Origin of the sequence: Aeromonas sp. Y318-3 (assembly GCF_027706185.1) — a bacterium.
In the GTDB taxonomy this organism is placed as follows: domain Bacteria; phylum Pseudomonadota; class Gammaproteobacteria; order Enterobacterales; family Aeromonadaceae; genus Aeromonas; species Aeromonas veronii.
Genome location: NZ_JAPDCN010000009.1, coordinates 164535 through 181146, shown reverse-complemented (window position 1 = coordinate 181146; position 16612 = coordinate 164535). Strand labels below are relative to the sequence as shown.

The window sequence follows — 16612 nt, the reverse complement described above, 5'->3', positions numbered from 1 at the left end:
GTTATTGGAAGAGAGTCGTATCCTAATCGAAAGCCATGACAGATGCTGTGTCGGGCGTATTAACTGTGATCCTGTCGAAAAGTTTTCGGGTCATGGCTGCTCAAATGAAGAGACCCGCGCTGGCGGGTCTCTTTGCTTGCTGGCCTGCTGGCTCAGGAGCCGTGGTGCAGTTGCGACTGCTGGTAGTTCTCCAGCCCGATGCGATCGATAAGATCGAGCTGGGTCTCCAGCCAGTCCACGTGCTCCTCCTCATCCTCCAGGATCTCCTGGAACAGGTCGCGGCTGATGTAGTCCTGCACCGACTCGGCGTAGGCGATGGCTACCTTGAGGTCTGGGATGGCATCCATCTCCAGCGAGAGGTCGCAGCGCAGCATCTCTTCGACGGTCTCGCCGATGCGCAGCTTGCCCAGATCCTGCAAATTGGGCAGCCCTTCGAGAAACAGCACGCGTTTGACCAGCTCGTCGGCGTGTTTCATCTCATCGATAGACTCGTGATACTCCTTGTGCCCGAGCGCCTTGAGGCCCCAGTCATCGTAGATGCGGGCATGCAGGAAGTATTGGTTGATGGCAATCAGCTCATTGGCCAGCACCTTGTTGAGGTGGGCAATGATCTTGGGATCTCCTTTCATCGACAGTGCTCCTTGGTTCGTGCCTGAGGCTTCGATCGTTAGAGCTTAGTCCAGAAAAGTGACAACAAGAGGTCTGGCGAGCCAGCTCGCCTGAGAAAAGGGGTGACCCTGTTGGCGGGTCGCATCAGAAAAGAGGTGTCCGGATCAGGCCACTTCGTAGTAGAGCACGGGTTGATCCTGCTCCATCTTGTCGAGTTCGGCGGCGATGATCTCCATGGTCATGCGCACGCATTTGCCACATTGAGCGCCCACTTCGAGCGACTGCTTGAGCTGGCGGAATTCGCTTTTACCTGACTGCACCGCTTTGCGGATCTGGGTATCTGTGATGCCGCGGCACAAACAGACGTACATGATGGTCACCTCTTGTGGAATGAGATGAAATCTAAATGAGAATGGTTCGTAGTGCAAATAACCATTGGTAATAAGATCCCCTGCTTGCCACTGTGCAACCCCTTGGGGACAATGCTGGCAACCAGAGGAGATCACCATGCTCAAGAAACTGTTCAGCGCCCTGTTCGGGGGCGAGCCGACCAAGGCGCCGGAAGTCACTCCCACCGAATATGCCGGTTATCTCATCTATCCGGAGCCCATGGCGGAAGGGGGTCAGTACCGATTGGCTGGCCGCATTACCAAAGAGCTGGATGGGGTGCTGCAAACCCACCGTTTCATCCGCTCCGATCTGTTTGCCAATCCGGCCGATGCCGAGCGTTTCATGGTGCAGAAGGCCCACACCTTTATCGATCAGATGGGAGATCGCATGTTCGAGCCCCGCAAATCAGCTGACAGCCAAGCTTCATGACACTGCAAGAGGTCACCCTGCTGCGCGAGGCGCTGGCCCGCGCCGGTGAGCGGCGCCTGATCTGGCTGGAGGGGGAGGAGGCCGAGTGCATTGCCCGCGCCCAATCCCTGCTCGGCGAGACCGTCTTCTGGCTGGGTGCTGGGCCCGAGAGTTATGCCCCGCAACCCGCCGCCAAGGCGCTACAGCGGCTCGGTCAGGAGTGCGACACGCTGGTGTTCAACGCTTTCAGCGGCTTTCATCCCGACGCCTTCGGGGCGCTGGCGGGCACTCTGCGCGCCGGTGGCTTGCTGTTGCTGCTGATGCCGCCAAGAACACAGTGGCCTTCATGGCCGGATCCCGACCGGATCCGGCTGGTGGCCCAGCCGGAGGATGCGGGCCGGGCCGGCCACGGCTTTATCGCCCGGCTGGTGCGGTTGCTGGAAGGTGATCCAGCCCTCTCTCTGGTGCCGCCGGTTTGCTCGCAGCCGTGGCAACCGCTTGGGCCCGAACGCAGACTGAGCTGCGATCAGGAACAGGCACTACCTGCTATCCACAAGGTGTTGCACGGTCATCGCCGCCGGCCGCTGGTGCTGAGTGCCGACCGCGGTCGTGGCAAGAGTGCGCTGCTGGGGCTGGCCGCCGCCGAGCTGCTGCGCCAGCAACCCTCGCTGAACATAGTGGTGACGGCCCCCTCGCAGGCAACGGTCGCCACCCTGTTTGCCCACGCTGCTAGCGGGCTAGATACCACGCCTGAACAGCTGAGCGGGCTGAGCTACTGCTCGCCGGATCGGTTGGTGCACGAGGCGATGAATCCCGATCTGCTGCTGGTGGATGAAGCGGCTGCCATTCCGACCCCGCTGCTTGAGGCTATGCTGGCCCGACACAGCCGCATTGTGTTTGCCACCACCGAGCACGGTTACGAAGGGACGGGGCGCGGTTTTCACCTGCGCTTCAAGCGTGTGCTCGATAGCCAGACCCCGGAGTGGCAGGAGATCCGCCTCTCTGAACCCATTCGCTGGAGTAAGCGCGATCCGCTGGAGCCGCTGATTTTCCGCCTGCTCGGCCTCAATGCCGAAGTGGCAACTCCCTTGCCGCCGACCAGCCCGAGCTGGCGTCTGGTCAATCAAGAGGCGCTGGCGAGCGATGAGACGTTGCTCAACCAGCTGTTCGGCTTGCTGGTGCTGGCTCACTACCAGACTACGCCGAGCGATCTCAGATCCTTGCTTGAGAGTCCGGATCTAGACATCCATCTGCTGGAGCAGGATGCGAGCCTGCTGGGTGTGGCGCTGGTGGCGCGGGAAGGGGAGATAGAGCCCGAACTGGCCGAGGCGATCTGGGCCGGGCGTCGCCGTCCGCGCGGCCATCTGCTGCCCCAGTCGTTGCTGGCCCACGCCGGTTTCAAAATGGCGGGGGGGCGCAGCTACGCCCGGGTGATGCGTATCGCCATCCATCCCGAGCTGCACCGGCACGGTCTGGGGTCGCTGCTGCTTGGCAGGCTTGAAGAACATTATCGTCAGGTGGGGATCGATTACCTCGGTTCTGCCTTTTCGGCCAGCGCCGACCTGCTCCCTTTCTGGCGTAAGGCCGGGCTGGAGGTGCTGCGCATCGGCCTGCAGCGGGATGCCGCCAGCGGCTGCCACGCAGCCCTGCTGCTAAAGGCGCTGAAACCCGAGCATGAGCCCGAGTTGAATCAATGGCAGCAGCGTTTTGTACGCCAGCTGCCGACCTTGCTGGCGGGTGAGTTGAAAGGATTGGCTCCCGAGCTGGTATGGCAATGCCTGCAAGGCAGTACCGTCACCGCAACTGAGCTTGGCGAGTTCGAGCGCGATGAGGTTGAGTGCTTTGCCCTGCATCACAAGCCGTTCGAACTGAGCCAGTCGAGCTTGCAGCTGTGGCTGGCGCGCAATCTGGCTGTGCTGGCTTCGCTGACCCCTGACGAACGTTCTCTGCTGATTGCCCCCATCTGGCAATACGCAGAGTGGGGGGCGCTGGCTGCGAGGTTGCAGCTGGCGGGTAAGCCAGCAGTTATCAAGGCGCTGCGGGCACTGCTGGCGCGTCTCCTGATCTCCCCTACCACTCGATAGGTTTGCCCTGCCAGTCGAGAAAGCTCAGCTCGCCATCCGGTTGCAGCCGGTTCATCAGGTTAATCAGATGGTCGGCTACCAGCTCGGGACTCTGCACATTTCCCGCCGGTACATTGGCGTGAAACGGGCGAGAGAGTTGGGTATCCACTGTGCCGGGATGGAAGGCCAGCAATTTGACGCCGGGAGCCCGCCGGGCCAGCTCGATGGCAGCACACTTGAGCAGCATGTTGAGGGCGGCCTTGGAGGCGCGATAGCCATACCAGCCGCCAGCCCGGTTGTCGCCAATGCTGCCGACCCGGGCACTGAGAACGGCCAGAGTGCAAGGCTCGCGGCCAAACAGCGGTAACAACTGGCTGATCCAGCGCAGCGGCAGCAAGGCATTGGTCTGGTAGAAGCGGGTCATGGCATCGAGATTGATTGCTTCGAGTCGCTTCTCTGGCTGGATCTCCCCCTGATGCAGGATGCCGTTGCAGATCACCACCCTGTGCGGTCTCGGTGCCAACTCCGCGATGCGCGCCACCACTTCTGTCATCTGCTCATCGCTGTAATCACAACATAGCCAGTGCAGACCCGGCGATGAGAGGCCAGCAGGTGCGGGCTGACGGCTGATGGCAATCACTGGCCCGACACCCGCCGCCAACCAGTGTGTCACCAGAGCCGCACCGATACCGCCAGAAGCGCCAATCACGACAATGCCTTCACTCATCTCAGGCTCCTTGTGAGTACATGATGGATTTCACCATCCGCCAATGTTGTCCTGATTGGCAGATACGATCGTGCCAGCCTGCGGGATCAAGCGGTTAAGGCTGCAATCTTGCCGAGATCCGAGCCGTTGGGTGAAATCCATTCCTATACTGAGGGAAAACCGCAGCGGTCTGCTGCCCGCGCAACCAGAATGAGAGTCACCATGATGTCCAAAGATGGGGAAGAGCGTAAATCTATCCTGACCGAAAGTGGCACCAACGAGCTTGAGATCATCGAGTTTCACCTCAAGAAGCAGCTACCGGACGGCCGTGAAAAAACCGCTTATTACGGGATCAACGTCGCCAAGGTACGCGAGGTGATCCGGGTGCCGGAAACCACAGATTACCCCAATGCCCAGCGTCATATGGTGGGGGTCTTCTCCCTGCGGGATCGCCTCATCCCGCTGGTGGATCTGGCGGGCTGGCTCGGCATCAAGACCAACCCGGACCCCAGCCACAAGGTGGTGATCGTCACCGACTTCAACAAGATGGCCAACGGTTTTCTGATCGATAGCGTCAGCAGGATCCACCGGGTCTCCTGGGAGGATGTGGAGTCCCCCAGCCAGTTTCTGGAAGCGGGGGAGAACGACTGCGTGGTGGCCGTGGTCAGGCGTGATGGCAACCTCATCATGATCCTCGATTTCGAGAAGATTATCGCCGATATCAACCCCGAGCTCAGCATGGAGAAATACGACGTCACTCAGGACCGCAAGGTGCTCATCGACGATCGCATGATGGCGCTGCGTCAGGGCAAAACCATCCTGGTGGTGGATGACTCGGCCTTTATCCGCAAGATGATCGAAACCACCCTGCGCACCGCCGGCTACAACGTGATCACGGCCAAGGACGGGGGAGAGGGGCTGGAGATGATGACGGATTTCGATCGTCTGGCCCAGGAGGAGAGAATGCCGGTGACCGGCTTCGTCAATGCGGTGATCACCGATGTGGAGATGCCGCGCATGGATGGCATGCACCTGCTCAAGCGGCTGCGGGATACCCCCTCCTACAAGGAGATGCCCATCGTGATGTTCTCCTCTCTGATGAGCGATGACAACCGCCAGAAAGCGTTGCAACTGGGGGCCAACGATACCATCACCAAGCCCGAGATAGGGCGCATGGTGGGGATGATGGACCATATGCTGCTGGGGATTGCCCCGCCCTCGCCCGCCAACAACATCTGACCTGCCGTTAACTTCCAATTAGCCGGTCGAATCCACTGACCGGTGCCTCAAGCGGCCACTCCTTGCCAAGGGGTGGCCGCGCGGTTTTGGCTGTTTGCTGCGATTCCCGACGCCCCTTGTATCCCGGATATGATTCATGTAATGATAATTATTATCATTTGTTGGTGTGAAGCATATGACAGCAACCTGGGTGAAGGGATGGGTCGAGTCGACCGAAGGGGGCAGCAGCATGAGTCACTGGAAACAGCAGACCAGAGAGGGCAACCGGCTGTTTGACTGCGGCGAGTATCATCAGGCGTTGGCCCATTATCAGCAGGCGCTCTGGCTGGCTCGTCAGCAATTGGTGCAGTGGCACGATGTCGATGAGGCGGTGGCGGCGCTGGTTGTGGCTCACCACAATCTGGCGGATCTGTTGGTGGCCATGACCCTGCCCGATCGCGCCGCCGACCTGCTCTGCTATGTGCACGACTGCCTGCTGGCGACCTGTCACTCCCCCGCTTGCTCCTCTCGCCTGCGAGAGGCTGCTTTGCGCCATACCCGCACAACCCGTGCCGAGTTGCTGACGTTCGTACAGCGCCACGGCAGCCACGCCGGGATCATGCGTTCGCTCGGTCACTGCCTGTGTCAGAGCGAGCCCTCATCCCGGCTCCATTAATCCGAACAGAGGTCATCATGAGCCATACCCTGCCTGCCCTGAACTATGCCTACGACGCACTGGAACCCCATATCGATGCCCTGACCATGGAGATCCATCACAGCCGTCATCACCAGACCTATATCAACAACCTCAACGCCGCGCTGGAAGGGGCGCCAGAGCTGGCCGTACTGCCGGTAGAGGCTCTGCTGCGCCGCTTCGATACTCTGCCTGCCACCTTGCAGGGGGCGGTCCGCAACCATGGCGGCGGCCATGCCAACCACTCCCTGTTCTGGCTGGTGATGAGCCCGCAGGGGGGCGGTGAGCCGGGTGGTGAGCTGGCTCTGGCTATCGAGCGGGAATTGGGGGGATGCGATGCCTTCAAGCAGGCCTTCACTCAGGCGGCCCTGAGCCGCTTTGGTAGCGGCTGGGCCTGGCTGGTGGTGGACAAGGCGGGCAGATTGCAGGTGGAGAGCAGTGCCAATCAGGATAGTCCCCTGATGCATGGCCATACCCCGATCCTGGGACTGGATGTGTGGGAGCACGCTTACTATCTCAAGTACCAGAACAAGCGTCCTGACTATATCGCTGCTTTCTATCAGGTGGTGGATTGGGCCGAAGTGGCCCGCCGCTATCAGGCGGCGCGAGGCTGACTTGGTCGCTGGGAATGGGTGTACAGGCTCACCGCCACAACCCGCGCTGCAATAACAGGACCCGCCAGTTGGCGGGTTGTCTGTTTATGGTGTGGTAGTGCTGACGCTGGCGGCTGAAGGGGTCATCGGCAATGTGGGCAAGGCCGCGCTGGGCATCTCGGCGGTGGTTTGTGCCGCGGGTTTGGCGGGAGTGACCGGCTCAGTGGCTGCCGCTGCGGATAAAGCAGGAGTGACTTGTTCAGTCGCGGCCGAGGCAGATGGAGTAGCCGACTCGGTGGCAACCGCGGCAGATACTGCCGCTGGCTTGGCCTCATCCACCGCCGGTTTGGGTTGTTTGAGGCAGGGTTGCAGGCTGCCGATGGTACTCAGTGACTGGCAAGGCACAGGCAGACCGATGGGGACCGGTGCCCCGAGGAACTTGGGCCCCTTGTCCAGTACATAGAGGTCGAGCAGCCCCATCAGGCGGGCAAAGACTTCCCGTACCCGGGTGCGGATCCCCTGATAGGCGCTGGGATCCTCGGCATTGAAGCCGACCGCATCGATACCGAAATGGCGGGCGATGAAAATGGCCCGCTCGTTATGAAAGCCCTGGGAGACCACGGTAAAGCGCTCCTGGCCGAACACCTCTTTGGCGCGAACCACTGAGTCGAGGGTGCGGAATCCGGCGAAATCCATATAGATGGCGGAGGCGGGGATGCCCGCCTTGATCAGGGCGCGGCGCATCTGGCGTGGCTCGTTGTACTGCACGGTAGCGTTGTCACCGGAGACGATGATGAAGTCCACCTTGGCATTGTTGTAGAGCTCGGCCGCCGCCTTGATGCGGTATTTGAAGTAGTGGTTGGGGCCGCCACCGGAGAGATACTTGGAGGTACCCAGCACCACCGCAACCCGGTTGTAGGGCACCTTGTCCACCCGATCGTAGGTGTAGTGACGGGCATCCGAGACGATCCACTCGCTGTAGCCCAGCAGCATGGCAATCAGGGCCAGCAGCAAAACGAGGCAGGCGAGGAGGATCTTGGCAAACTTCTTCATGCGCGGTGCGGTCAGGGTCTGAAGTTGGGAGTGGCTATCGGCATTCTATTACAACTCGGCCGCTGGCGTCAGGCTTGATAACGGGCGGGCACCTCATTCGGGCAGAGGTTGTCGCAGCAGAGGCCGGGAGAACGGGAGGATAAAGAGAGGGGCTGCGGTGGCAGCCCCTCTGTTAGGTGAAGGTCTATCAGTGGGCGGAGTCGTTACCCTTGCAGGCGTCTGACTCCTTGTTGGCTTGCCACCAGGGCAACAGATCCCTGCTCAGCCATGCCTGATAGGCGTCGCTGTCGTTGGCGATCAGCCGGTCCAGCTCCCCTTCGAAGTCGCTCATCGCCTGCTGCCGATCCGGATTGCGCAGCGCCTGTGCCAGCGCCAGCCAGCTGGCGCCGCGACCGGTATCGTTGAGGAAGCGGTGCACGGTATAGGACCAGGAGTAGACCATCTCGCCACCCTGCTCGTAGTCAAGGTGGAGGATAGCCGCCAGTGTCGGGCGCTGGTTGGCAGGGCGGTTTGCCACGTTATCCAGACCCCGGGCAAAGCACTGGCCGTGAGCGATGTACTCTGCAATCCCCTCGGCCCACCAGGTAGTGCGGTTGAGCGGATAGTGGCCGAAACTGCCGTACTGGTTGAAGCGGCCATCCAGATAGTGAACGTACTCGTGGCGCAGGTTCCACACCTGGAAGGCAGGGCGTTTCCACTCCGCCTCATAGGCGAAGAAGCGGGCCTGATTGCCGGGGCGAGCCGGATCCCCCTCGATATAGATGCCGCCATTGTCGGTAGAGACACCAAACAGCGCGCTGCCGTAGCGGCCCCAGTCGGCGGAGGAGTTGAAGATCACCAGCTCCAGCGCTTCGTTGTGATCATCGGCCACCGGTTGCCAGCCTGTCTCCATCTGCTGGTGGAAGCGCTGCTCTTCATCACCCAGCTCGCGGCAGATCCCTTCGGCCTGAGCCAGGGTCAGATCCTGGGCGCGCAGACGCAGGGTGGGTGAGCAGGTGTGCTCGAACGGCAGAATATCTTCCATGCGGATCGGGGTACAAAGCCCGGCGAACTCGCCGCTGATACAGGCTTCGCTGGTGCGATCCGTGTAGGTGAGGTAGTAGCTGGAGAGGGTCAGGGAGACCTCTTCCAGCATGGCGGCCGGATGTTGGCCACCCGGGATCAGCCCCTGCTGGCGCATGATGGCGATGACATCGCGATCCAGCTGTTGGCGATAGGCGATCGCCTTATCCGGGCTGGTGTGATGGAGGTAGCGCATCATCTGGTAGAGGCGGCTGTGGGCATCGAGGATGTTGTTGAAGATAAACAGATCCCGTGAGCCGTCGCGCTGTTTCCAGAGGGCCAGCTCGCTCAGGCCCAGTTGCAGCAGGCTCTGGCGCAATGCCGCCTCCTGCTGCAGCACAGCTGCGCTGAAGTCTGCCTGCTGACCGTAAGAGGCGCTCTGATCGACCAGATTGAGCAGCTCGAACAGGCCATCGGCCCAGGGTTTGTGGCCATTGATCTGTGCCGCATGTTGCACCGCATAGCCGAGCGCCTGGTTGAGCTGGGCCAGCATGGGGGCGGCACTCTGGCGGAAGGCGGCTTGGCCAAGCTGTCCCTGCGCCGCTACGCTCCAGGCTTCCAGCACTGTGCCAGCCTGATCCTGCGGTTCAGCTCCCAGCAGCAATGGGTGGTTGAGCAGATCAATCATCACCCCGGCCAGTGCCCGGGCGACCTGATCACTCTCCTTGCCAACGCCGCCATGGTAGTTGTGGGCGCGCACATAGTAGAGCAGCTTGTCCATTGCCGGATGGGTCGGCTGGTTGGCCGCCAGCAGGGCACGCATCCCGCGAACCACCGCCATCAGCTTGGCGTCATCGTGGCCGTAATCCGCCTGCCAGGCAGGACTGTTCTGGCCGCTCACGTCGGCCACCAGTTTGGCGGCATCGCTGTCGAGCAGATCCACATCGGGCTGCTCGGGCTCGGAGCAGAGACGACCGTTGGCGCGGCGGCACTCCAGCTGCTCCTCCTTGCTGGCCAGCACGATGGGGCGATTGAGCACCCGGCTCTCCTGCCACTCTTTGCTCTCTGGCAGGGGTTGCCACTCGCCGCCGGCGACCGGGTATTGGTAGCCGCTATCTTGCAACGTTACCTGAACCTCGCTGCCAGCGGGGATCACCTGACGACAGATGCGATAGCGGATGGTGTTGCTCCCCTCCTTGCGCTCCTGCGGCTCATCACACTCCTGCTGAGGCGTGAGCTGATCCAGCAGCCACTGATAGCGGCGCCAGACGTGGATCTCGCTGACCTGAGCAGCAGCCTGACTACCTGCCACCGGTTGCAGACGAAAGAAGATCTGCTCCAACCGGCCATCCCGCTCACTCGGGGTCTCTTCAAGTACCTGCAACTGCTGCCAATCCTGCGGCTGATAGTGCCACTCCGACTCGGCGCAGCGGCCCCGCGCGTTGAGTTCGCAGCGATCCAGCTCCCTTTCGCTCTGACCCAGGATGATGGCTTGCGGCAGCGGCAGACGATCCTGCCGCTGGGCGGTCGGCGTGCCCGCCAGCTGCTCCCAGCGACCCTGCTTGAGGCCATAACCAAAGTCATAACTGCTGGCGGGAATGAGCTTGCCCGCCGGAATCCGATCTTCACAGCGCATGAAGCGGATCTGCCAGCCCGCATCTACCTTGAGCTGCGGCTCGCCACACTGTTGCTCGGCCAGTGCGGCGAGATCGCTACTCTGCCAGTCGAAGCGACGGTAGACCCTAAGCTGCTGGTAAGGAGCATTGCTGCTGCGCGCCTTGAGCTCGTAGGTGATCTCGGTGATGCGAGCGGCCAGTTGCCGGCTCGATTCGCCAGTCAGCTGATACTGTCGCCAGTCATTGGGGGAGTAGTTGGCTTGCGCCGAGGATGTCGCCAAAAGCAGGGGGCCTGCCAGCAGCAGCCACCCGGTACCTGAACGGTTCATTTTTATCCCTTTGTTCTTGTTTGTGTATTGTCTTGCGAGTAATCGCAAGGCAATTTAACCAGTTCCAAAGGGATATCAATTGCCAATTAAAAATCAGATAAATCAATAAGATGATGATTTTTTGAGTCTGATCGAGATATCGTGGGTTGGCGCCGCAGTGAGGACTCACATGTTTCTTTTTCTGTTTTCAGAGCAGATCGGGAAATTGTGAGTCCGATCTCATTCAGCTTGTTGTGACGAGGTGGTCTGTTGTCGGGCAACCTTGCCCAGTCGTTGGCGGGAGGGTTTGAGATTGCCGCCAAGATCGGGCCAGGGGAGCCAGTGGTCGGGCACCATAAAGCCGGGCAGGGTGCTGCGGATCCAGGCTGCCAGCTCGGGGTAGGGAACCGGCTCACCGTGCCAGTCGATAAAGGCGGCGGGGCGTTGGCCCCACTCGTCGCTCGGCACCGGCACCACCAGCGCCTGGGCGACAGCGGGATGATCCACCAGTCGCTGCTCGATGGTTTCGGGCTGGATGTTTTCGCCACCCGAGATGAAGAGGTTATCGAGCCGTCCCTCTACCAGCAGTTCCCCTGCCGCAGTGAACCTCCCCTTGTCGCGGGTATGAAACCAGCCTTCGTCATCGAGGGGCAGTTCCAGCTCGCCATCTCGGTAGTAACCGGCAAACAGGGTGGCGCCGCGCACGCAGATCTCCTGCTCCCGGATGCACACCTCCCGTCCCGGTAGCGGTTTGCCAGCTACACCTGCATCGCCGGGGATAGCGGTGCAGACCTGACTGCCCATCTCGGAGAGGCCATAGCTCACCTTGGGTTCGAGCCCCATGGTGCAGAGGCGCTTCACCAGCGGTTGCGGGATGGCGGCGCCACCGAGCAGCAGCTCGCGCAGGCGGGTACGGGCGGGATCAAAGCCCTCAGCCAGCAGGCGCCAGAGCTGGGTTGGCACCAACGAGAGGTGAGTGATGGGCTGGCACTCCAGCCGCTCCTTGAGGGAGCGTTCACGTTGATCCAGCACCAGCGTGGCGCCCGCCAGAAAGACCCGAAACAGGATGGCGTAGCCGCCGACATGGAACAGCGGCAGGGAGAGCAGCCAGCCGCAGGCCTCATCGAGGGGAATGAGGGTGGCAGAGCCGCGTGCCGAGGCCAGGTGGTTGCAGAGCCGGTGCACTACCGCTTTTGGCGTGCCGCTGGAGCCCGAGGTGAGGATCATGTTGTTGAGCTGGGTCGATGCCAGCGGCCATGTTTCCTCGCTTGCCGGCAGTTCGTGCGTGAAGTCGAGGCGCAAGGGTTGCCAGTTGCCTGCCGGGATCTCCCCTGCCGACCAGAAGGCATCGGCATCGAGCTGTACCGCCAGCTCGCGCTGTTTTTCGAGAGGAAAGGCGGGGTTGAGCGGGCAGAACACCACGCCGCTGCGTACGCAGGCCCATGCCAGCAGCACATCTTCCAGCGCACCGCGCACCACCGCTGTCAGATGATCGCCACGGCGTACTCCGGCTTGTTCCAGCTGTAGGCACAGGCTGTTGAGGCGGGCATCGAGCTGGCGATAGCTGAGGGGCGAGTCGGCGTGGATGGCAATGCGGTTCGGGGCTGTGATTGCCCGGTGGCGTACCGGGCAAGGTGTCTGTTCGGGTGAACGGGTGGGTTCAATCACGGTAATACAGTTGCTCCAGTCGGCTCAGGTCCGGTTTGCCATCTTCCCCCAGCAGGTTGCCTGCCATCCAGCGGCGGGTATCCAGACCCGGCGCCTGTTCCGGCGCCCACTCGCCTGCCAGATGAAAGAGCTGGTTCAGGCCCAGATCCGATTCGAAGCAGGAGGAGATGATCACCTTGAGCCGCAGTTCGCGGGCGCGGGCGATCAGCGCTTCGCAGTTGGCGAGTGAACCGAGCAGGGTAGGCTTGAGCACCAGCGCGCGCAGTTGCGGGATCGGCTCCCACGGCTTGCCTTGTGCCAGCAGTTCGTCCAGCGCCACCGGCATGCCGGTGCGGTTGGCGACAAAGGCGATGTCGGCAAAGTCGGCACAGGGGTCTTCCAGATACTCGATGCGATTCGGGTCGAGGTGGCCGCAGAAGGTCCATGCCTCCTCGCGAGTCCAGCCCTGGTTTGCATCCAGCACCAGCTTGAGGGAGGGGAGGCGGTCGCACAGCAGGCGGATCAGCGCCAGCTCGTCACGCATCGGGTAGCGTGCCACTTTCAGCTTGGCCTTGCCGGGCGTGCGGTGCAGCCACTCTTTCCAGTTGCGCAGCAGCTCCTGGGGGGAGCCTTGAATGAGGGGATAGGGCTCCGGCAGCGGGTTGCTCTGTTCGGGCCATGTCCGGCGCGCGCAGTCGAGGCCAAATTGCACCGACGGCAGCACGGGGTTCGGGGTGTCGCCGGCGGCCAGTGCTGCCAGCGTGGCAAGGGCTTCTGCCTCTGCCTGTTGCAGGCTCTCTTTCGAGAAGCCGGGCAGGGGGGCAATTTCCCCCCAGCCGTCGTTGATGCGCACCAACAGCCCCTCTCGCGCCACCTCCACCTTGCCGTGAAAGGTCAGTGGCTGGGTAAAAGGCAGTTGATAGCGATACAGGGCGAGTGTCATCAGGGGTTCCGCTTGTATTTGGAGAAGTCGGGGCGACGCTTTTCGTTGAAGGCGTTGCGGCCTTCCTGACCCTCTTCGGTCATGTAGAACAGCATGGTGGCATTGCCCGCCAGCTCCTGCAAGCCCGCCTGACCATCACAGTCAGCGTTGAGAGCCGCTTTCAGGCAGCGCAGCGCCATCGGGCTGTTTTGCAGCATTTCGCGGCACCAGCGCACGGTTTCACGCTCCAGTTCGGCCAACGGCACGACGGTGTTGACCAGCCCCATGTCGAGGGCTTGCTGGGCATCGTACATGCGGCAGAGGAACCAGATTTCGCGGGCTTTCTTCTGGCCGACGATACGAGCCATGTAGGAAGCACCCCAACCGCCGTCGAAGGAGCCTACTTTCGGGCCGGTCTGGCCAAACTGGGCGTTGTCGGCGGCGATGGTCAGGTCACACATCATGTGCAGCACGTGGCCGCCACCGACCGCGTAACCGGCCACCATGGCAACCACAGGTTTCGGACAGGTGCGGATGTCGCGCTGGAAGTCGAGCACGTTGAGGTGGTGAGTCCCCTCGTCATCGCGGTATCCACCGTAGTCGCCACGGATCTTCTGGTCACCGCCAGCGCAGAAGGCTTTCTCGCCAAAACCGGTCAGGATGATAGTGCCGATCTGATCGTCATAACGGGCATCGGCCAGCGCCTGCAGCATCTCTTTGACTGTGCGGGGGCGGAAGGCGTTGCGCACCTGGGGACGGTTGATGGTGATCTTGGCAATGCCATCGTTGGACTTGTGATAGAGGATGTCCTCGTAACCGGCGGAGCAATCCTGCCATTCAACAGGTGCATACAGTTCAGCTTCCGTCATTGCTTCAATCATGACTCGTCTCTTCTTGTTGGTTGACCCACTCCGCGAGGAGTCGGGCAAAGTTATCAGGCTGATGGGCGTGCAGATTATGGCCGCCATCAAGCACCAAGTGGTTGATTCTGCGATCCTGGTTCGCCAGCTGGCAAGCCAGCTGATGGAATTTGTGATCCCGCTTGCCACTCACATAAGTAACCGGCAGCTGGCTTGCCATGAGCCAGGGGGCGAGATCCGGCTGCTTGCCTAGCGAGGTGGCGCGCAGCATGGTGGCGATGCCCTGACCGTCGTTGCCAAGGCGGCGGGCGATCTGGCGGGCTCGAGCCGCATCGTCGAGATCGGCAAACACTCCTTGCCGGTACCAGTCTGCCAGCACGTCAGCCAGGGGCTCACGCTCGAAGCGCTGCGCCCACTGTTCATCGTGCTGGATGCGGGCGGCTCGCTCATTGTCTGGTAGCCCTGGGTGGCAGTTCTCCAGCAGCAGCCCCCGCAGCCCGGCGGGCTCGCGGCTGGCGTGGTAGAGGGCCAGTCGCCCCCCCAGCGAATAACCCGCCAGCAGATAGCGTTCAATGTTGCGGCTGGCCAGCTCGGCGACCAGCCACTGGTGGCTCTGCTCAAAGTCGCTGACGTTGAGAGCGCTATGCTGACCGTGACCCGGCAGATCGAGGGCGATGCATCGGATGGCGGGCAGCCGGTCGATCACCGGTTGCCAGTCGCCGCTATCCCCCAGCAGGCCGTGCAGCAGCACCAGCGGCACATTGGCATATTTATTTGCCACGGATGGCGGCCCCCAGTGCCTTGAGATCATCGGCCACCTGCTCGCTCGGTACCCGGATCTCGATCAAGGTAACGCCATGTTGGAGGGCGGCGCGGTAATCGTGCTCGAACTCGAGCAGGGTAGTCGGCGCCCGATAGGCGAGGCCAAACATGGCGGCGGCATGTTCAAAGCTGAGACCGTGGGGCAGCCGGTAGTAGCTCTCCAGCAGCTCCCCTTCGGTGGGCACCGGCAACATGCGAAAGATGCTGCCGCCATCGTTGTTAAGCAGGATCACCACCAGCGGTCGGCTCGCCTTGCTGAGCAGGGCCAGGCTATTGAGATCGTGCAGGGCGCTGAGATCCCCAAGCAACAGGGTCGTTGGTTGGTCGCTCGACTGGGCAAACCCGTAGGCGGTGGCGATCAGGCCATCGATGCCGGAGGCGCCACGGTTGGTCATCACCCGGCTCGGCCCCTTGCCCGTTTCGCCGAGCATATCCATCAGTCGGGCTGGCATGCTGTTGCCGACAAACAGTTGGCCTTCGATCAGGCGGTTGAGGCGATGGCAGACCCCAAGCTCGGAGAAGCGATTGCATGCGGCGGCGATCTGCTGGCTGGCGTTGTGTTGCAGCTCGGCCAATGTGTGCCAAGGGGCTTGTGTGGTGACCGGATGGGCCGCTGCGAAGGCGCTGGCACTGCAGATCAGCCGGTTGCGCAGCCGGTAGTCGGGATCGAGCCGCGCCGGTTGCGGATCCACCAGCCAGTAATCCTGCCATGAATGGTGCTTGATGAACTGGCCAAGCCGCTTGGAGACAAGCCGCGCACCAAATTGCAGCAGCACCTCGGCGCGGCCCAGCTCGGCGACAAATTCAGGGTCGTTGAGCGCCAGATCCATGTGGATTAGGTTGCGGCTGTCGAAGCGGATCTGGCTCTGCAGATCTGCCAGCAACGGCCAGCCGAGTTGCTCCGCCAGCGCGGCGGCATTCTGTGCCTGCTTCGGGTCGGTAATACGGCCAGCCACAACGATGCCGCGCTGTTGCAGAAAGCTTTCCCACTCAGCCTGAGGTAGGCAGGTCGGCTCGCTTTGCTGCCACGGGCTCCAGGGCTTGCGCGAGCAGAGCCAGTCACCGAGGGGGGCCAGATAGTCGGAGAAATCCTGATAGTGCTCGCCCGGGTAGAGGGGCTCGGGGTACATGCAGTTGAAGTGCACCACCCCGGGGGTGAGCGCCTGTTTGGCCAGCGCCTGATCCACCGAGCTCAGCACAAACGCCGCCGGAATGGTAGGAGTGGGGCTCGGCAGGTTCTGCTGATAGACGGGGTAGCGGCCGAAGATCCCCTGCTGGTCGATCGCCTGATTGGCGCCGTTGTCGATAAGCTCGTGAGGGCGATCGGCGGAGAGAATAATCAGTGGCACGCCGGTGAGCTGGGCCTCAGCCACTGCGGGCCAGAGGTTGGCTACCGCGGTGCCCGAGGTCATGATCACCGCCACCGGCCGGTTGCTCCCCTTGGCCAGCCCCAGCGCCATAAAGCCGAGACCGCGCTCGTCAAAGTGCAGGTGACGACGAAAGCCCTGATGGGCGGCCGCCGCCATGGTCAGCGGCGCGGAGCGGGAGCCGGGGGCCAGCGCGATGTCGCGCACCCCGAGGCGAAAGAGCTCCTCCAGCAAGAGGGAGGACCAGACGTGGTTGAAGGTGGCGTGCTGGCTCGAAAACGGTGTGCAGGCAAACTCTTCGCTGGCAGGCTCTTTACGGGTGGGCATAGGGGCT

Annotated in this window: 15 protein-coding genes; 5 read left to right on the top strand and 10 right to left on the bottom strand. The window is 62.0% G+C overall.

Annotation, left to right across the window (positions count from 1 at the left end; translation table 11 throughout):
- Window positions 1-152 precede the first annotated feature (152 nt).
- Together bfr and OKB77_RS14250 are read right to left on the bottom strand one after the other, a co-directional pair.
- Window positions 153-629 (bottom strand): bacterioferritin, encoded by a 477-nt coding sequence (bfr, locus tag OKB77_RS14255; RefSeq protein WP_005354959.1) that lies wholly within the window; start codon window positions 627-629, stop codon window positions 153-155.
- Window positions 630-773: 144 nt separating this feature from the next.
- Window positions 774-980 carry a bacterioferritin-associated ferredoxin gene (locus OKB77_RS14250; protein ID WP_047436593.1) on the bottom strand — a complete coding sequence of 69 codons (207 nt, stop codon included), beginning with the start codon at window positions 978-980 and terminating at the stop codon, window positions 774-776.
- Between the two features lie 136 nt (window positions 981-1116).
- Between OKB77_RS14250 and OKB77_RS14245 the strand changes: the two genes are divergently transcribed.
- Window positions 1117-1428, top strand: a complete 312-nt coding sequence (locus OKB77_RS14245) for an HlyU family transcriptional regulator (RefSeq protein ID WP_042081878.1) — start codon at window positions 1117-1119, stop codon at window positions 1426-1428.
- On the top strand, window positions 1425-3491 hold the full coding sequence (locus OKB77_RS14240) for a tRNA(Met) cytidine acetyltransferase TmcA (protein ID WP_123172296.1): 2067 nt from the start codon (window positions 1425-1427) through the stop codon (window positions 3489-3491). The genes OKB77_RS14245 and OKB77_RS14240 overlap by 4 nt, the downstream gene beginning before the upstream one ends.
- On the opposite strand, the gene OKB77_RS14235 is transcribed toward OKB77_RS14240, so the two are convergent.
- Window positions 3478-4197 (bottom strand): SDR family NAD(P)-dependent oxidoreductase, encoded by a 720-nt coding sequence (locus OKB77_RS14235; protein WP_199416200.1) that lies wholly within the window; start codon window positions 4195-4197, stop codon window positions 3478-3480. The genes OKB77_RS14240 and OKB77_RS14235 overlap by 14 nt on opposite strands.
- Before the next feature lie 201 nt (window positions 4198-4398).
- Here OKB77_RS14235 and OKB77_RS14230 point away from each other — a divergent pair, with 201 nt between their 5' ends.
- The 3 genes from OKB77_RS14230 to OKB77_RS14220 all read left to right on the top strand — a co-directional run bounded on the left by OKB77_RS14230 (window position 4399) and on the right by OKB77_RS14220 (window position 6702).
- Window positions 4399-5415 carry a chemotaxis protein gene (locus OKB77_RS14230; RefSeq protein ID WP_005335957.1) on the top strand — a complete coding sequence of 339 codons (1017 nt, stop codon included), beginning with the start codon at window positions 4399-4401 and terminating at the stop codon, window positions 5413-5415.
- A gap of 175 nt (window positions 5416-5590) precedes the next feature.
- Window positions 5591-6070 (top strand): hypothetical protein, encoded by a 480-nt coding sequence (locus tag OKB77_RS14225; RefSeq protein ID WP_129503224.1) that lies wholly within the window; start codon window positions 5591-5593, stop codon window positions 6068-6070.
- 17 nt (window positions 6071-6087) lie between these two features.
- Window positions 6088-6702: a superoxide dismutase gene (locus tag OKB77_RS14220; RefSeq protein ID WP_270817863.1), complete on the top strand. Its 615-nt coding sequence runs from the start codon at window positions 6088-6090 to the stop codon at window positions 6700-6702.
- Window positions 6703-6786: 84 nt separating this feature from the next.
- Here the strand turns inward: OKB77_RS14220 and OKB77_RS14215 are convergent, their stop codons facing one another.
- From OKB77_RS14215 to menD, 7 genes are all read right to left on the bottom strand, one after another.
- The gene (locus OKB77_RS14215) at window positions 6787-7734 is read right to left on the bottom strand and encodes a SanA/YdcF family protein (RefSeq protein ID WP_270817862.1); all 948 of its coding nucleotides are present in this window, start codon (window positions 7732-7734) and stop codon (window positions 6787-6789) included.
- Between the two features lie 187 nt (window positions 7735-7921).
- Window positions 7922-10681: a collagenase gene (locus OKB77_RS14210; RefSeq protein ID WP_270817861.1), complete on the bottom strand. Its 2760-nt coding sequence runs from the start codon at window positions 10679-10681 to the stop codon at window positions 7922-7924.
- A gap of 219 nt (window positions 10682-10900) precedes the next feature.
- Window positions 10901-12328, bottom strand: coding sequence for an o-succinylbenzoate--CoA ligase (menE, locus tag OKB77_RS14205; protein ID WP_270817860.1), 1428 nt, complete (start codon window positions 12326-12328; stop codon window positions 10901-10903).
- Window positions 12321-13250, bottom strand: coding sequence for an o-succinylbenzoate synthase (gene menC, locus OKB77_RS14200; RefSeq protein WP_042057560.1), 930 nt, complete (start codon window positions 13248-13250; stop codon window positions 12321-12323). The genes menE and menC overlap by 8 nt, the downstream gene beginning before the upstream one ends.
- A complete protein-coding gene (menB, locus tag OKB77_RS14195) occupies window positions 13250-14110 on the bottom strand; it encodes a 1,4-dihydroxy-2-naphthoyl-CoA synthase (protein ID WP_005354934.1) in 861 nt (286 codons plus the stop codon). Before menB ends, menC begins: the two co-directional genes overlap by 1 nt.
- Window positions 14103-14900, bottom strand: a complete 798-nt coding sequence (gene menH, locus OKB77_RS14190; RefSeq protein WP_123172303.1) for a 2-succinyl-6-hydroxy-2,4-cyclohexadiene-1-carboxylate synthase — start codon at window positions 14898-14900, stop codon at window positions 14103-14105. The genes menB and menH overlap by 8 nt, the downstream gene beginning before the upstream one ends.
- The gene (gene menD, locus OKB77_RS14185) at window positions 14860-16605 is read right to left on the bottom strand and encodes a 2-succinyl-5-enolpyruvyl-6-hydroxy-3-cyclohexene-1-carboxylic-acid synthase (protein ID WP_270817859.1); all 1746 of its coding nucleotides are present in this window, start codon (window positions 16603-16605) and stop codon (window positions 14860-14862) included. The genes menH and menD overlap by 41 nt, the downstream gene beginning before the upstream one ends.
- Window positions 16606-16612: the final 7 nt, after the last annotated feature.

What these genes read in the sequence shown, in the direction of transcription:
- bfr (WP_005354959.1), bottom strand. Translation starts at nt 629, where the DNA reads ATGAAAGGAGATCCCAAGATCATTGCCCACCTCAACAAGGTGCTGGCC.
- OKB77_RS14250 (WP_047436593.1), bottom strand. Translation starts at nt 980, where the DNA reads ATGTACGTCTGTTTGTGCCGCGGCATCACAGATACCCAGATCCGCAAA.
- OKB77_RS14245 (WP_042081878.1), top strand. Translation starts at nt 1,117, where the DNA reads ATGCTCAAGAAACTGTTCAGCGCCCTGTTCGGGGGCGAGCCGACCAAG.
- OKB77_RS14240 (WP_123172296.1), top strand. Translation starts at nt 1,425, where the DNA reads ATGACACTGCAAGAGGTCACCCTGCTGCGCGAGGCGCTGGCCCGCGCC.
- OKB77_RS14235 (WP_199416200.1), bottom strand. Translation starts at nt 4,197, where the DNA reads ATGAGTGAAGGCATTGTCGTGATTGGCGCTTCTGGCGGTATCGGTGCG.
- OKB77_RS14230 (WP_005335957.1), top strand. Translation starts at nt 4,399, where the DNA reads ATGATGTCCAAAGATGGGGAAGAGCGTAAATCTATCCTGACCGAAAGT.
- OKB77_RS14225 (WP_129503224.1), top strand. Translation starts at nt 5,591, where the DNA reads ATGACAGCAACCTGGGTGAAGGGATGGGTCGAGTCGACCGAAGGGGGC.
- OKB77_RS14220 (WP_270817863.1), top strand. Translation starts at nt 6,088, where the DNA reads ATGAGCCATACCCTGCCTGCCCTGAACTATGCCTACGACGCACTGGAA.
- OKB77_RS14215 (WP_270817862.1), bottom strand. Translation starts at nt 7,734, where the DNA reads ATGAAGAAGTTTGCCAAGATCCTCCTCGCCTGCCTCGTTTTGCTGCTG.
- OKB77_RS14210 (WP_270817861.1), bottom strand. Translation starts at nt 10,681, where the DNA reads ATGAACCGTTCAGGTACCGGGTGGCTGCTGCTGGCAGGCCCCCTGCTT.
- menC (WP_042057560.1), bottom strand. Translation starts at nt 13,250, where the DNA reads ATGACACTCGCCCTGTATCGCTATCAACTGCCTTTTACCCAGCCACTG.
- menB (WP_005354934.1), bottom strand. Translation starts at nt 14,110, where the DNA reads ATGATTGAAGCAATGACGGAAGCTGAACTGTATGCACCTGTTGAATGG.
- menH (WP_123172303.1), bottom strand. Translation starts at nt 14,900, where the DNA reads ATGATCTCAAGGCACTGGGGGCCGCCATCCGTGGCAAATAAATATGCC.
- menD (WP_270817859.1), bottom strand. Translation starts at nt 16,605, where the DNA reads ATGCCCACCCGTAAAGAGCCTGCCAGCGAAGAGTTTGCCTGCACACCG.